This is a genomic window from Nocardiopsis sp. NPDC058631, from assembly GCF_042716955.1.
GTDB lineage: Bacteria > Actinomycetota > Actinomycetes > Streptosporangiales > Streptosporangiaceae > Nocardiopsis.
Genome location: NZ_JBHXQY010000071.1, coordinates 1 through 14,816, shown reverse-complemented (window position 1 = coordinate 14,816; position 14,816 = coordinate 1). Strand labels below are relative to the sequence as shown.

The following is a 14,816-nucleotide window of genomic DNA, read 5'->3' as shown; positions in this document are numbered from 1 at the left end:
ACCGACCGCACCGACCGCACCGACGAGAAGGACACGACCACGCGATGAACGCACCGATCGGCCCCACCGACTCCAGCCTCGTACCGCGCTTCGCCGGACCGGCGACCTTCGCCCGCCTCCCCCGCATCGACCAGGTGGAGAAGGCCGACATCGCCGTGGTCGGCGTGCCCTTCGACACCGGGGTCTCCTACCGTCCCGGCGCCCGCTTCGGCCCCTCCGCCATCCGTGAGGCCAGCCGCCTGCTGCGCCCCTACAACCCGGGCCTGGACGTGTCCCCGTTCGCCACCGCGCAGGTGGTCGACGCCGGGGACATCGCGGTCAGCCCCTTCTCCGTCGGCGATGCCGTGGAGACCCTCGACGAGGGCGCCTCCCAGTTCGTGCGGGCGGGCACGCGCCTGGTCACCCTGGGCGGCGACCACACCATCGCCCTGCCGCTGCTGCGTTCGCTGCACCGCGTGCACGGACCGATCGCGATGGTGCACTTCGACGCCCACCTGGACACCTGGGACACCTACTTCGGCGAGCCCTACACCCACGGGACCCCGTTCCGCCGGGCGGTGGAGGAGGGCCTCCTCGACACCGAGGCGATCTGCCACGTGGGCACCCGCGGCCCCCTCTACGGCAAGAGGGACCTGGAGGACGACCGCCGCTTCGGGTTCGGCATCGTCACCTCGGCCGACGTGATGCGCAAGGGCGTGGACGAGATCGCCGACGCCCTGCGCCAGCGCATCGGGGACCGCCCCCTGTACGTGTCGGTGGACATCGACGTGCTCGACCCCGCACACGCCCCCGGTACCGGCACCCCCGAGGCCGGCGGCCTGACCAGCCGCGAGCTGTTGGAGATCCTGCGCGGCCTGGCCGGCTGCCGACTGGTGGGCGCCGACGTGGTGGAGGTCGCCCCGGCCTACGACCACGCGCAGATCACCGCCACCGCGGCCTCGCACGTGGCCTACGACCTGGTCAGCGTCCTGGCCCTGCACCACACGACGGGGGCCTGATCCCATGGGCGCGCCGCGCAACGGCGGGGACCTGGTCACCGAGACACTCACCGCGCTGGGCGCGAGGGTGGCCTTCGGCATCCCCGGCCAGCACGCACTCGGGCTGTTCGACGCGCTGCGCCGGGCCCCGCGGCTGAGGTTCGTCTCCAGCCGGGTCGAGAACAACGCGGCCTTCGCCGCCGACGGGCACGCCCGGCTCACCGGGGAGGTGACGCCGCTGCTGGTCTCCACCGGGCCCGGGGCGCTGCTCACCCTGGCCTCGCTCCAGGAGTCCAGGGCGTCCAGTGCCCCGGTGCTCGTGGTCAGCAGCCAGATCCCGCGTGCGGGCCTGGGCGGCGGCCGCCACGGGTACCTGCACGAGCTGCCCGAGCAGTCCGCGAGCTTCGCCAACGTGACCAAGTCGGTGTTCACCGTGCGGCACGCCTCGCAGATCCCCTCGGCCCTGGCCGGAGCCTGGCGGGACGCCGCGAGTGCCCCGGCGGGCCCGGTCCTGGTGGAGATCCCGCAGGACGTACTGCTGGAGCCGACCGCGGTGCCGCCGGTGCAGGACGTGGACCCGGCCCCGGTTCCGCTCGTCCCCCGCGCCGAACTGGTGGCCGAGGCCGCCCGGCTGCTCGACGGGGCCCGACGGCCCGTGGTCCTGGCCGGCGGCGGGGTGAGCCGCTCGGGAGGGCGGGACGCCCTGGTCGCGCTGGCCGAGGCGCTCCAGGCTCCGGTGGCCACCACCTTCGGGGGCAAGGACGCCTTCCCGTGGGAGCACCCGCTCTCGCTCCAGTCGTGGATCGAGGACCGGCACACCACCGACTACCTGGAGGCCGCCGACGTCCTGCTGGTGGTGGGTTCGGGACTGGGCGAACTGTCCAGCAACTACCACACGTTCGCGCCCCGGGGCCGCGTGGTCCAGGTGGAGGCCGACCTGGGCAAGCTGGAGTCCAACCACCCGGCGCTGGGCGTGCACGGCGACGCCGCCCTGGCCCTGGCCGGTCTCGCGGAGTCGGTGGGGCGCCGCCCGGTCGACCCGGCCGTGGCCGACGAGGTGGCGGCCGTGAAGGCCGCGGTGGCCGCCCGCCTGGACTCCCAGGACCTGGAGGCGGAGCGCGCGGTGCTGGCCGCGGTGCGGGAGGCCCTGCCCGACGGCGCGCCCAGCTTCTGGGACATGACGATGCTGGCCTACTGGGCGTGGTCGGCGTGGGACCCGCGCGGCGGCCAGGCGCACTCCGCGCAGGGATCGGGGGGCCTGGGGTACGGGCTGCCCGCAGCCCTGGGCGCCGCGGCGGCCGGCCGCGGCCCGGTGCTGGCGGTCTCCGGGGACGGGGGCGCCATGTACTCGATCGCCGAACTGGCCACGGCCCGCCAGCACGACCTGGACGTGACGTGGCTGGTCGTGGACGACGGCGGCTACGGCATCCTGCGCGAGTACATGGAGTCCTCGTTCGGGGAGGCCACCCACACCGAACTGGCCCGCCCGGACTTCGTGGCGCTGGCCGAGGCGTTCGGTGTGCCCGCGACATCGACCTCCCCGGACCGGCTGCGCGAGGACCTGTCCGCCGCCCTGGCCCGGCCCGGCCCGCACGTGGTCGTGCTGCCCATGGTGCTGGGGTTGTTCGCCCCCACCCACCTGGGCGGATAGCACGTCCCCCACCGGTTCTCCGCGGACCCGCCCACGGCCGGGCCGACCGGGGACACGACCCCTCCGACCGGCACACGTCCCGGCACCATCCCGACCGACACGAGGACACCATGCGCATCCACGAGTTCGACACGCTACCCGGCTTCGTCGACGGACGACCCCTGACACCCGCGGACGGGCGCGCCCAGGACCTGGTCGACCCCGTGACGGGGAGGGCCGCCGGCAGGGCCGGGATCTTCGGTGCCGACGAGGTCGGCGCGGCCATGGCCTCCTCCGCCCGGGCCTTCCGGGGCTGGCGCCGGGGCGGCACCCCCGCCCGGCGTCAGGACGCCCTCCTCTCGATCGCGGACGCCCTGGCCGCGAACGCCGAGGAGTTCGCCGACGCCGAGTGCCGCGAGACCGGGAAGCCGCGCGCGTCCGTGCTCGGGGAGGAGATCCCGTTCTGCGTGGACACCCTGCGGTTCTTCGCCGGGGCCGCGCGCCACCTGGAGGGCCGTGCGGCCGCGGAGTACCTGGAGGGGCACACCTCGTGGATCCGCCGGGAGCCCGTAGGGGTGTGCGTGGGCATCACCCCGTGGAACTACCCGCTGATGATGGCGGTGTGGAAGATCGGCCCGGCCCTGGCGGCCGGGAACACCGTGGTCCTCAAGCCCGCCGAGACCACGCCGACCACCACGGTCATGCTCGCCGAGATCGCCGCGCGGGTGTTGCCCGCCGGCGTGCTCAACACGGTCGTGGGCGACCGCGACACCGGCCGCCTGCTGGTGGAGCACCCGGCGGCACGGCTGGTGTCGATCACCGGCTCCACCCGCGCGGGCGTACAGGTGGCCCAGTCGGCCTCGGCCGACCTGAAGCTGCTGCACCTGGAGCTGGGCGGCAACGCGCCGGTCCTGGTCTTCGACGACGCCGACCCGGGCGAGACCGCCTCGGGGGTGGTGGCGGGCGCCTTCCTCAACGCCGGGCAGGACTGCACCGCCGCAACCCGGGTCCTGGTACACGAGGACGTCCACGACGAGTTCGTCGCCGAACTGGCCGCGCGGGCGGCCGCGCAGGTCACCGGACTGCCCTGCGACCAGGTCAGTGACTTCGGCCCGCTCAACAACGCCGACCAGTTCGCCCGGGTCACCGGGCTGCTGGGGCGCCTGCCCGCGCACGCAGTCGTGGAGACCGGCGGGCACCGCGTGGGCGGGGAGGGGTTCTTCCTGGCGCCCACCGTGGTGTCCGGGCTGCGCGCCGACGACGAGATCGTGCGCGAGGAGGTCTTCGGGCCGGTGGTCACCGTGCAGCGGTTCACCACCGAGGAGGAGGCGGTCGAGCTGGCCAACGACGTCGAACAGGGGCTGGCCTCGTCCGTGTGGACCGCCGACCACGGACGCGCCCTGCGCGTCAGCGCCGAGCTGGACTTCGGCGCGGTGTGGATCAACGGCCACGGCGCACTGGTGTCGGAGATGCCCCACGGCGGGTTCAAGCACTCGGGCTACGGCAAGGACCTGTCGGCGTACGGCCTGGAGGACTACACCCGCGTCAAGCACGTGATGAGTTCGCTGCGCTGACATCCGGCGAGCGGTCCCGGGCCGGGGGTTCGGGGCCGCCCTCAGAGCACTGGGGCCGCCCGCCGGGACCGCAGATGCGACCAGGTCAGCTCGGTGACGTGCCCGGCCATCGCGTCGGGGCTCTCCTGCGGGTGGTCGAGGACCCAGTCGGCGAAGGCGTCGGCGGTGCTGACGGCGATGCGCGCCAGGAGCTGTGCGTCCTTGGTGTCGTTCTCGTCCAGGAGGCCGCCGGTACAGCTGGTGATGAGGTCGCCGACCTCGGCCATGACCCGGCCCCTCATACGGGTGGCCTCGGCCGCGAAGGGCTCCCCCTGGGCGGCGGCGCGCCGGTACAGGACGGTCCAGCTCTCCCGGTTCTCGGTCACGAAGGTGAAGAAGGCGTGCATGCCCCGGCGCAGCGGGTCGTCGCCGGCGGGGGCCCGCGGGCCGTGGACCGCCTCCCGGATGGCGGCGATGAGCCGCTCCCCCTCCCTGCGCACGCAGGCCGTGAAGATTCCCTCCTTCGAACCGAGGTAGTGGTACACCGTCGGTTTGGAGGTCCCGGCCGCTGCGGCGATCTCCTCCACCCTGACCGAGTGGTAGTCGCCCCGGGAGAACGCCGTCACCGCGGCGTCGATCATCTGCTGTTCCCTGATCCGGCGCGGAAGTCTGCGCTGTGTGGTCTTCACGTCCCCAGACTTTATTGCGGCCGGGGTGTTTGACCAGGGTCCGTTGTCACACCCCGCCCCTGGCCGGCGGTGTCCCGGACGCCCGTACGGGCGTGACCTGTGGCGACGGGTGGACCGCGTGCGGACAGCGGTGTCATTTCCCACATCCGCGCCGGTTTGGGCGGCCGGATCCCGCACACGGGTGCGCGGAACCCGGCCGCTCCCCGTCACACGGGGGAGGGGGCCTCCCGCAGTTCCAGGGTGCAGCACTTGGCGCCGCCCCCGGCCTTGCGCAGCTCGTCCAGTTCGACCGGGTGGACGGTGCGGCCGAGCGCGCGCAGGCGGTCGGCGAGAGCGGTCGCCTCCGCGGCGATGACGATGTCGTCGCCCGCGCAGACGGCGTTCAGACCCAGGACGGCGGCATCCTCCTCCGTGGCCAGCAGCGCCTCCGGGAAGAGGGCGCGCAGCACGCGGCGGCTCCCTTCGGAGAACGCCCCCGGGTAGTAGGCGACCTGGCGGCCGGAGAGCGCGAACAGCGCGGTGTCCAGGTGGTAGAAGCGCGGGTCCACCAGTTGCAGGGTGATGACGGGGCGGCCGAGGAAGCGCTCGGCCTCCTGGTGCGCGGCGGCCTCGGTGCGGAACCCGGTGGCGGCCAGGACCACCTCGTCCAGGGTGACGAAGTCCCCCTCGCCCTCGTTGACGTGCTTGGGTTCGCGGGTCTCGGAGTAGCCCGCCTTGCGGAACCAGTCCAGGTAGGCCGGACCCTCGGGTGTGCGCTCGGCGCTGGCGAAACGCGCGCCGTAGACCCGGCCGTCGACGACCAGGGCCCCGTTGGCGGCGAAGACCATGTCCGGCAGGCCGTCGACGGGCACGATCTCGCTGACCCGGTGCCCCAGATCGAGGTAGAGGTCGCGCAACCCCTCCCATTGGCGGATCGCCTTTTCCCTGTCCACTCCCGCGCCCGGGTCCATCCAGGGGTTGATCGCGTATTCGACCGCGAAATAGGTCGGCCGGCACATCAGGTAGTGCCGCGGAGCCGGTTCCGGTGCAGCCGGTCGAGCCATGGGACCTCCCAGTGAAACGCGCGGAACGCTGTTCAGCCCCTCGGTGGTACAGGCATTTACCACGTCGTGGTTCCCGCACGGATGAAGAGGAGATACCCGCGCCGGAGTTGGGCGAACAGACGGTTGTGCCCGCAGTTCTCCACGGGCCCCGCCCCCTTTCGGTGGCACCCGTGGGAAAGGGCCCCGGCGGGTGCGGTGGAGGGTCGGAGCCCTTCCCCGGCCGGCGGGGCGCCGATCACCGGCGGCTGCCGGAGACCGCCCGGCCGACCGCCTCCTCCAGTTCGTCCCTGTTCATCTTCGAGCGGCCCGGAACGTCCAGCTCCGAGGCCCGCTGGAGGAGTTCGCGCTTGGTCCGGCGGCTCCCGGAGGCGCTCCCGGCCTCGGCCCGGACCGTGGTGGGCCTGCGCGGCACGGGTGCGCGCCCCCGCTTGTGCGGGCGGGTCGGCAGGCTCTGCCGCAGGGCCTCGCCGATCGACCCGACGTCCCCGCGCCCGCCCGCGCGGTCGGGGCGGTGGGAGAACGTGGTCCCCCGCGCCTTGGACCGCACCAGTTCGGTGAGCCGTCGGCCGTAGCTGTCCTCGTAGTGGCCGGGGTCCCACTCCACGGACAGGGCCCTGACCAGTTCCTCGGCCAGTTCCAGCTCGCCCTTGCCCAGGTCGGCGCGGGCGACGGGCGACATCACGTCGTCCGGGGCGCGGACCTCGTCGGGCCACCACAGGGTGGAGGCCGACAGCACCCCGCGGTGGGGTTGGATCAGCACCGGGTACTCGCGGTCGCGCAGGACGACGGTGGCCGCGCCCATGCGGCGTGTCCGGTCCAGGGCCGCGTAGAGCAGCTGGTAGGGCTCGGTGTCGGCGGCCCCGCGGGGGGACGCGTAGTAGGTGGAGGCGTACCAGAGCGGGTCCACGGCCCCCTCCGGCAGGAACTCGCCCATCCGCATGGTGCGCGAGCCGCTCGGCAGGATCTCCTCCAGCTCCTCGGGTTCGAGGACCACGTACTCGTCCTCGGGCCCGGTCCGGGCCCCGCGCACGACATCCTCGGCGGCGACCTCCTCCCCCGTGCGCTCGTTGACGCGCACGTAGCGGATGCGGTCGGCGGTGCCCCGCTGGAACTGGTGCAGCACGGGTCCCCTGCGCTCGCGGGCGCTGTAGAGGCGAATGCCGATCGGCACCCGTCCGAACATCAGGGTTCCCACCCAAACCGGATTGACCATGATCCCTCCCTCTGCCTCCCATCATCACTCCCACCTGGCAAGACGCTGCCCACGGGAGGCAAAGGAGGGGTCAGGCCGGGGCGGGGGCGGCCCCTGCCGGGCCGACCGGGTGCGCGCCGACGCCCCGGAGGTGCCCAACACGCGCCCCAGGGATTGGACCGACCGGTCGGTATTGCTACTGTCGCGGCAATCCTCGATTGGAGTTCCTCCCATGAGTACGACCGTCAAGGCCGCCGTCTTCTCCGCACTGGGCGCACCCCCCGAGATCCGCGACCTGGTCCTTCCCGACCCCGGTCCCGGCCAGGTCCGGGTGCGCATCGCCGCCGCGGGCGTGTGCCACTCCGACCTGTCCCTGTCCAACGGGACCCTGGCGCAGAAGTGGCCGGCGGTCCTCGGTCACGAGGGCGCCGGAACCGTGGAGGCCGTGGGTGAGGGCGTCACCGGCGTCGTGCCCGGCCAGTACGTCATCCTCAACTGGGCCCCCTCCTGCCGGGAGTGCTGGTTCTGCCTCCAGGGCGAGCCCCACCTGTGCGAGCACGCCCTCGACGCGACGGCCCACCCGTACGCCGAGCTGACCGACGGCACCCCCGTCCACCCGGGGCTGGGCTGCGGAGCCTTCGCCGAGGCCACCGTCGTCCCCGCCCGCGCCGTCGTTGCGCTGCCCGACGGGATCGATCCCGCGGTCGCCGCCGTGCTGGGGTGCGCGGTGCTCACCGGCTGGGGCGCCGTCAACAACTCCGCCTCCGTGCGCGCGGGGCAGTCGGCCGTGGTCCTCGGGCTGGGAGGTGTCGGGCTCTCGGTGGTGCAGGCCGCCCGCCTGGCCGGGGCCGACCCGGTGATCGCCGTGGACGTCTCCCCCGACAAGGAGGAGTTGGCCCGGTCGCTGGGAGCGACCGACTTCCTGGTCGCCGACGAGAAGCTGACCCGGGCCGTGCGCGGGCTGACAGGGCGCCGCGGAGCGGACCACGCGTTCGAGGTGGTGGGCTCCGCACGGGTGGTGCGCTCGGCGTGGGACGCGACACGGCGCGGCGGCACGGTCACGGTGGTGGGTGTGGGCGCGCAGGACGACGAGGTGTCGTTCAACGCCTTGGAGCTGTTCCACCAGGGGCGCACCCTGCGCGGATGCGTCTACGGCTCCAGCGACCCCGAGCGCGACATCCCGCTGATCGCCGAACACGTGCGCTCCGGGGAGCTCAAGCTCGCCGCGATGGTCACCGACGAGATCTCCCTGGAGGGGGTGCCCGAGGCCTTCGAGCGCATGCGCCGGGGCCGGGGCGGCCGGTCCCTGGTGCGGTTCGGCGCCTGACACCGCGGGAACCGAGCCCGCCGGTCCGCTGCGCCGCCGTACCCGGGGGCGATCGGGTGCGGCACCGCGGCAAGCCCCTGTTTGTCACAGGGTGACAAACGATGTGGCGCACAACACACGGGACTCTTGTCGGTCGGGGCCCGGCGGGGCACAGTCGTCACCATCGTGTACGCCGTGCCCGCCCTCCGGGCGCGGACCACCCGAGGGGAAGGAACCAGATGAGCAGCGGAGCCGACCAAGCCGACGCGATCGTCGTCGGAGCCGGGCTGGCGGGGCTGGTCGCGGCCGCCGAACTGGCCGACGCGGGAAAGAAGGTGGTCCTGCTCGACCAGGAGCCCGAGCAGTCCCTGGGCGGCCAGGCGTTCTGGTCCTTCGGAGGGCTGTTCCTCGTGGACTCCCCCGAGCAGCGGCGCATGGGCGTCAGGGACTCCCGCGAGCTCGCCCTCCAGGACTGGGCGGGCACCGCCGCCTTCGACCGCCCCGAGGACGAGTGGCCCCGCAGGTGGGCCGAGGCCTACGTGGACTTCGCCGCCGGGGAGAAGCGCTCCTGGCTGCACGCTCAGGGGCTGCGGTTCTTCCCCATCGTGGGCTGGGCCGAGCGCGGCGGCTACCTGGCCGACGGGCACGGGAACTCCGTGCCCCGCTTCCACATCACCTGGGGCACCGGTCCGGGCGTGCTCGCACCCTTCGAGCGCCGGGTGCGCGCGGCGGCCGAACGGGGCCTGGTCTCGCTGCGCTTCCGGCACCGGGTGGACGAGCTGGTGGTGACCGACGGCACCGTCACCGGGGTGCGCGGCGCCGTCCTGGCCCCCAGCGACATCGCGCGCGGCCAGGCCAGCAACCGTGACGTGGTCGGCGACTTCGAGGTGTCCGCGCAGGCGGTCGTCGTCACCTCCGGTGGGATCGGCGCCAACCACGACCTGGTCCGCAAGAGCTGGCCCGAGCGCCTGGGCACCCCCCCGAAGCACATGCTGTCGGGCGTGCCCGAGCACGTGGACGGGCGCATGCTCGGCATCACCGAGCGGGCCGGCGGGCAGATCATCAACCCGGACCGCATGTGGCACTACACCGAGGGCATCCAGAACTGGGACCCGATCTGGGCCGGACACGGGATCCGCATCCTGCCGGGCCCCTCGTCGCTGTGGCTGGACGCGGCCGGCAAACGGCTGCCCGCGCCCTATTTCCCCGGGTTCGACACCCTGGGCACCCTGGACCACATCATGCGCAGCGGCCACGACTACACGTGGTTCGTGCTCTCCCAGAAGATCATCGAGAAGGAGTTCGGCCTGTCGGGCTCGGAGCAGAACCCCGACCTGACCGGCAAGGACCTCAAGCTCGTCCTGAAGCGGGTGCTCCCCGGCGCGCCGGGACCGGTGGAGGCGTTCAAGGAGAAGGGCGCGGACTTCGTCGTCGCCGACAAGCTGCCCGCGCTCATCCGCAGGATGCAGGAGGTCGCCGGGGACGGGGTGCTCGACGCCGACACCGTCACCCGCGAGGTGGTGGCGCGCGATCGAGAGATGGCCAACACCTTCACCAAGGACCTGCAGGTCATGAGCATCCACTCGGCGCGCACCTACCGGGGCGACAGGCTGGCCCGCGTGGCCGCCCCGCACCAGATCCTGGACCCCAAGGCCGGTCCGCTGATCGCGGTGCGCCTGCACATCCTCACCCGCAAGACGCTCGGCGGTCTGCACACCGACCTGGACTCGCGGGTGCTGCGGGCGGACGGCACGCCGTTCCCGGGCCTGTACGCGGCCGGCGAGGTCGCCGGGTTCGGCGGCGGGGGTGTGCACGGCTACCGGGCCCTGGAGGGCACGTTCCTGGGCGGCTGCCTCTTCTCCGGCCGCATCGCGGGCCGGGCGGCCGCCTCCGCCCTCGGTTAGCGGCGCTGTCCGGGGGCGGGGGCTTCCCGCTCCGGGGTTACGGCCGACCACCGAAGTTGAGGGAGGGTGGCGGTTATTCACGGGTTTCGGGGTTCCGGCCCATACCCGCCCCTTCCTCCATGATCCTGGTCCTCATGCATATGAGGAGGCATGATGGCTGTTATGACTATCGGCAAGACCCACCTCGGGCCGGGGCCGCTCACCGTGGACGACCTACGGCACACGCCGGACGACGGGCGGCGCTACGAGCTGGTCGACGGGCGGCTTGACGTGTCTCCCGCACCCTCCAGCCTGCACACGCTGACTACCGGGCGCCTCACCGCGCACCTGAGCTACGCCGCCCCCGTCGGAATGCTCGTGATGGACGGTCCAGGGGTGACCCTCGACCCGGAACGGACACGGCACCGGATACCGGACGTGGCCGTGATTCGGAACGAGGACTTCCAGATGCCCTACACGACAAGGCCTCCGGTGTTGGCTGTCGAGGTCGTCTCCCCCGAGAGCGTCTTCCGCGACCACCACACCAAGCGCCGCGAGTACGCGGAGTTCGGCATCCCCTCGTACTGGGTCATCACGCCCGACCGTGACAAGGCGAGCATCATCGAGCTGCGGTTGGCGGACGGCGAGTACACCGAGGTCTCCGCCACCTTCGGGGAGGAGGTCTTCGAGACCGGCGCACCGTTCCCGGTCCGCATCGTCCCGCAGTGGCTGCTCAGGCTCGACGGCGACTGGCGCGCGAGCATCGGCGGCCCCGAGGAACCCGCGGCCGAGGACTGACGGTACACAGCGAACGGCGCCGGCCACCCGGGGGTGGCCGGCGCCGCCGTACGCGGGGGGTGTCACTCCTCGGCCGGATCCGGGGAGCCCTCGCTCCGGGGCTGCGCCCCGGCATCGGCCTCCTCCGGACCGGACCTGCGCGGTCTGCCACGGCGGGGGAGGGCCCCGGCCTCCTTCGGCATCCGCCCCGCGTCGTCCAACGCCCGACGCAGGAGGAACTCGATCTGTGCGTTGGTGCTCCGCAGCTCCTGCCCGGCCCACCGCGCGAGCGCGTCGTGGACGGCGGGGTCGAGCCGCAGCAGCACCTTCTTACGATCGGGCACGGCCACCTCACCCGGGTTACTGGTACAGGGTCCCGGTGTTGACGACAGGGCTGGCAGGACGGTCGGAGCACAGCACCACGAGCAGGTTGCTGACCATGGCGGCCTTGCGCTCCTCGTCGAGTTCGACCACATTCTCCGCCGACAGGCGGGTGAGCGCACGGTCCACCATGCCGACGGCGCCCTCGACGATCTCCTGGCGGGCGGCGATCAGCGCACTGGCCTGCTGGCGCTGGAGCATCGCCTGGGCGATCTCCGACGCGTAGGCCAGGTGGGTGAACCGGGACTCCACGATCTTGACGCCCGCGGCCTCGACCCGCTCACCGACCTCCGTGGAGAGCTCCTCCGTGATGAGGTCCGCGCTGCCGCGCAGGGACCGGCTGGTGTCGGTGTCGTAGGAGTCGTAGGGGTAGTTTCCCGCGATGTGGCGGACCGCCGCCTCGGTCTGGATGGAGACGAACTCGACGAAGTCGTCCACCTCGAAGGAGGCCCTCGCGGTGTCGTCGACCTGCCAGACGATGACGGCGGCGATCTCGATGGGGCTGCCGGAGGCGTCGTTGACCTTCATGACGGAGGTCTCGTGGTTGCGGATACGGGTGGAGACCCCTTTGCGCAGGGTGAAGGGGTTGACCCAGCGCAGTCCGTCGGTGCGGATGCTGCCGACGTAGCGGCCGAACAACTGGACGACCTGGGCCTCGTTGGGCGCGACCATCGTCAGCCCGAACGAGAGTCCGAGACCGACCAGGCCGACGACGATGCCGACCGCGATCAGCGGGCCGGGCAGTCCGAGGAGCGGCGACAGGGCCATACCTGCCCCGATCAGGACCAGCACGACGCTGATCAGGGCGAACAGGATGCCGTCGCGGCTCCTCGCGGCGTGCTCACGGTACTGGGGCGCCGGGACGGCGGGCTGACTGGTTGGGGCCATCTCACTCTTCCGTTCTCTTCAAGGTGATGACGTGAGCATAGCATTGTGATATCACTTTTAATAGTGAACGGCCCTCAGGGCCCCGACGAGAGGAGTCATGGACGCGATGAGCACAGACGCCCCACGCCTGCGCCCGCCCCACCACCGCGTGGACCGACGGGCGATCCTGTGGTGGGCGACACGGTCACTGGCCGTGACCGTCGTCCTCACCGCGGTCCTCGTGGTTCCCGCGATCATCTGGGAGCCTCCGCGCACCTGGTTCCTGCTCTCCGCCGCCGCGGTCGGGGGGATCGGGTTGCTGATCACCTTCCTCATGCCGCAGTGGCGCTACCGCGTCCACCGGTGGGAGGTCACCGACACCGCCGTCTACACCTCCAGCGGGTGGATCTGGCAGGAGTGGCGCGTCGCGCCGATGTCGCGCATCCAGACCGTGGACACCGCCCGCGGCCCCCTCCAGCGGATGTTCGGCCTGTCCAGCATCACCGTGACCACCGCGTCGGCGGCCGGACCGATCGAGATCGCGGGACTGGACCACGCCCAGGCGACCGAGGTGGCGCAACGACTCACCGAGACCACCCAGGCGACCCCCGGAGACGCGACATGAGCACCCCCGACGAACACCGGCCGGCCCCCTGGGAGGACACGGCGGGAACCGCGTCCGAGCCCGTGGACGTCCCGGCCGACGACGGCACACCCGCCCCGCCGCGGGCCGGCGGAGAGGACGCCCCCACCGGAGCCGGGGGCGCGCGGACCCGGCACGAACCCGACCCGGAGGGCTGGCGGGGGCTGCACCCGCTCAGCGTGTGGGCGAACGCCCTCGTCCTGGGCCTGCTCCTGTTCCCCGCCGCGATCGTCGCCATCGTGATCCTGGTGGTCGTGGGGCAGGGCCTGTGGGGCCTCGCCGTGTTCGGCGGGGCGGTCGCCGCGTTCGCGTTCTTCACCTACCTCGACCTCCTGGGACTGCGGGCGACCCGCTACCGGGTCACCGACGAGCGCGTCGAGATGCGCTCGGGCGTCATCGCCAAGGCGTACCGCTCCGTCCCCCGCGAGCGCGTGCGCAGCGTGGACGTCGCGGCACCCGTCTACACGCGGGTCCTCGGCCTGTGCTCGGTGACGGTCGGCACCGGTGAGAAGGTCACGGCGGGCACCGAGCAGTTCCAACTGCTCTACGTCACCGCCGAGCAGGGCGAGTCGCTGCGCCGCGAACTCCTGTACCGGGGTGCCCCCCGGCACGTCGGAAGCACCCCCGACGACGACGGGACCCCCGCGGCGGAGGACGGGGAGATCGAGGTCGAACTGGCCCGGCTCGACCGGCGCTGGTTCGCCTTCGCCCCCGCGACCCCGGCGACGGTGGGCGTCAGCGTCGGTGTCATCGCCACTCTCCTGGGGGCGAACGCCCAGGCCAACGGTGCGCCCTGGCGGTGGATCTCCGACCGGGCGAACCTGCCCAGCGGCGAGGAGATGGCCTCCTTCGTCGTGGGCCAGATCCTGCTCGTGGTGCCCCTGGCCCTGCTGGGACTGTTGATCTCCGGAGTGATCGTCGTGACCGCCGTGGCGGTGGAGACGTGGTGGGGCTACCGGCTCACGCGGGAGGCCGACGGCACCGTGCGTCTGCGCCGCGGCCTGCTCACCAGCGTGTCGCTGTCGGTGGAGGGGCGCCGCCTCAACGGTGTGACCCTGCACGAGCCGTTCCTGCTGCGGTCCACGGGCGGCGCGGACGTGCGGGCGGTCGCGACGGGCCTGGGCTCCGCCGACGACGAGGCGGCCAAGGCCAAGAGCCGCCTGTCACCGGCCATGCCGCGGGAGCTGGCACGCGGGCTGGCCGCCGACCTGATGCGGACGCGGGAGTCGCCCCTGGACGCACCCCTGGCCGCCCACCCCCGTGCTGCGCTGCGCCGCCGGCTCACCCGCGCGGGGTACGCCACGGTGGTGGCGCTGGTGCTGGCGGGTGCCATGGCCTGGCTGCACACGCTCGCGTCCGAGGCGTGGTGGGAGGCCGCGCGCGGGGCCGAGGAGTACATCGTGCCCGTGCCGCTGACCGTCCGGGCGCTGGAGAACGCCCCGAGCTGGGGCTGGGCGGTGGCCGCGGTGCTGTTCGGTGCGGTGGCGTTCTGGTTCGCGGTCGGCTCCTACCGGAGTCTGGGCCACGGGCTGCACCCGCGCTACCTGGTGCTCCGCCAGGGCATGGCGGTGCGCAGGACGGTGACCCTGGAGCGGACCGCGGTGATCGGCTGGCGGATCAGCAGGTCGCCGTTCCAGCGCCGGCTGGGCCTGGCGAACGTGGCGGCGACGACGGCCGCGGGCGAGGGGATGTACGCGGCGATGGACGTGGGACTGGGCGAGGGGCTGAACTGGGCGGACGAGGCGGTTCCCGACCTCCTGGCCCCGTTCCTGGTCCGTGGCGCCGTCGTCATGGGCGTCCCCACCATCATCAAGGGCCCCAAGAAGGCCGTTCTCGGTTTCGTCACCGAACTGCTCGAACGCGAGCCCCGGGCGC

Annotated in this window: 13 protein-coding genes; 8 read left to right on the top strand and 5 right to left on the bottom strand. The window is 72.9% G+C overall.

Annotation, left to right across the window (positions count from 1 at the left end; genetic code table 11):
* Positions 1-44 precede the first annotated feature (44 nt).
* From speB to ACFWTE_RS21315, 3 genes are all read left to right on the top strand, one after another.
* A complete protein-coding gene (gene speB, locus ACFWTE_RS21325; protein ID WP_378781402.1) occupies positions 45-998 on the top strand; it encodes an agmatinase in 954 nt (317 codons plus the stop codon).
* Between the two features lie 4 nt (positions 999-1,002).
* A complete protein-coding gene (locus tag ACFWTE_RS21320; protein ID WP_378781400.1) occupies positions 1,003-2,628 on the top strand; it encodes a thiamine pyrophosphate-binding protein in 1,626 nt (541 codons plus the stop codon).
* 110 nt (positions 2,629-2,738) lie between these two features.
* Complete coding sequence (locus ACFWTE_RS21315) at positions 2,739-4,181, top strand: aminobutyraldehyde dehydrogenase (protein WP_378781399.1); 1,443 nt, start codon at positions 2,739-2,741, stop codon at positions 4,179-4,181.
* Between the two features lie 41 nt (positions 4,182-4,222).
* Here ACFWTE_RS21315 and ACFWTE_RS21310 read toward each other — a convergent pair whose 3' ends face one another.
* The 3 genes from ACFWTE_RS21310 to ACFWTE_RS21300 form a co-directional block, all read right to left on the bottom strand.
* Positions 4,223-4,849, bottom strand: a complete 627-nt coding sequence (locus ACFWTE_RS21310; RefSeq protein ID WP_378781398.1) for a TetR/AcrR family transcriptional regulator — start codon at positions 4,847-4,849, stop codon at positions 4,223-4,225.
* Positions 4,850-5,055: 206 nt separating this feature from the next.
* A complete protein-coding gene (ddaH, locus tag ACFWTE_RS21305) occupies positions 5,056-5,892 on the bottom strand; it encodes a dimethylargininase (protein WP_378781397.1) in 837 nt (278 codons plus the stop codon).
* Positions 5,893-6,127: 235 nt separating this feature from the next.
* On the bottom strand, positions 6,128-7,105 hold the full coding sequence (locus ACFWTE_RS21300; RefSeq protein WP_378781395.1) for a Ku protein: 978 nt from the start codon (positions 7,103-7,105) through the stop codon (positions 6,128-6,130).
* A gap of 211 nt (positions 7,106-7,316) precedes the next feature.
* On the opposite strand from ACFWTE_RS21300, the gene ACFWTE_RS21295 reads away from it, so the two are divergent.
* The 3 genes from ACFWTE_RS21295 (at position 7,317) to ACFWTE_RS21285 (ending at position 11,071) form a co-directional block, all read left to right on the top strand.
* Entirely contained in the window at positions 7,317-8,411 is a 1,095-nt protein-coding gene (locus tag ACFWTE_RS21295; protein WP_378781394.1) for a zinc-binding dehydrogenase, read from the top strand.
* A 218-nt stretch (positions 8,412-8,629) separates the two neighbouring features.
* Positions 8,630-10,294, top strand: coding sequence for an FAD-binding dehydrogenase (locus ACFWTE_RS21290; protein ID WP_378781391.1), 1,665 nt, complete (start codon positions 8,630-8,632; stop codon positions 10,292-10,294).
* A gap of 153 nt (positions 10,295-10,447) precedes the next feature.
* Positions 10,448-11,071: a Uma2 family endonuclease gene (locus ACFWTE_RS21285; protein ID WP_378781390.1), complete on the top strand. Its 624-nt coding sequence runs from the start codon at positions 10,448-10,450 to the stop codon at positions 11,069-11,071.
* 62 nt (positions 11,072-11,133) lie between these two features.
* On the opposite strand, the gene ACFWTE_RS21280 is transcribed toward ACFWTE_RS21285, so the two are convergent.
* Both ACFWTE_RS21280 and ACFWTE_RS21275 read right to left on the bottom strand, forming a co-directional pair.
* Positions 11,134-11,394 carry a hypothetical protein gene (locus ACFWTE_RS21280; RefSeq protein ID WP_378781389.1) on the bottom strand — a complete coding sequence of 87 codons (261 nt, stop codon included), beginning with the start codon at positions 11,392-11,394 and terminating at the stop codon, positions 11,134-11,136.
* A gap of 16 nt (positions 11,395-11,410) precedes the next feature.
* Positions 11,411-12,319 carry an SPFH domain-containing protein gene (locus tag ACFWTE_RS21275; RefSeq protein WP_378781387.1) on the bottom strand — a complete coding sequence of 303 codons (909 nt, stop codon included), beginning with the start codon at positions 12,317-12,319 and terminating at the stop codon, positions 11,411-11,413.
* Between the two features lie 106 nt (positions 12,320-12,425).
* Between ACFWTE_RS21275 and ACFWTE_RS21270 the strand changes: the two genes are divergently transcribed.
* Both ACFWTE_RS21270 and ACFWTE_RS21265 read left to right on the top strand, forming a co-directional pair.
* Complete coding sequence (locus tag ACFWTE_RS21270) at positions 12,426-12,923, top strand: PH domain-containing protein (protein WP_378781386.1); 498 nt, start codon at positions 12,426-12,428, stop codon at positions 12,921-12,923.
* Positions 12,920-14,816, top strand: a 1,897-nt coding sequence (locus ACFWTE_RS21265) for a PH domain-containing protein (RefSeq protein ID WP_378781384.1), incomplete at its 3' end; no start/stop codon positions are given. The genes ACFWTE_RS21270 and ACFWTE_RS21265, both read left to right, overlap by 4 nt.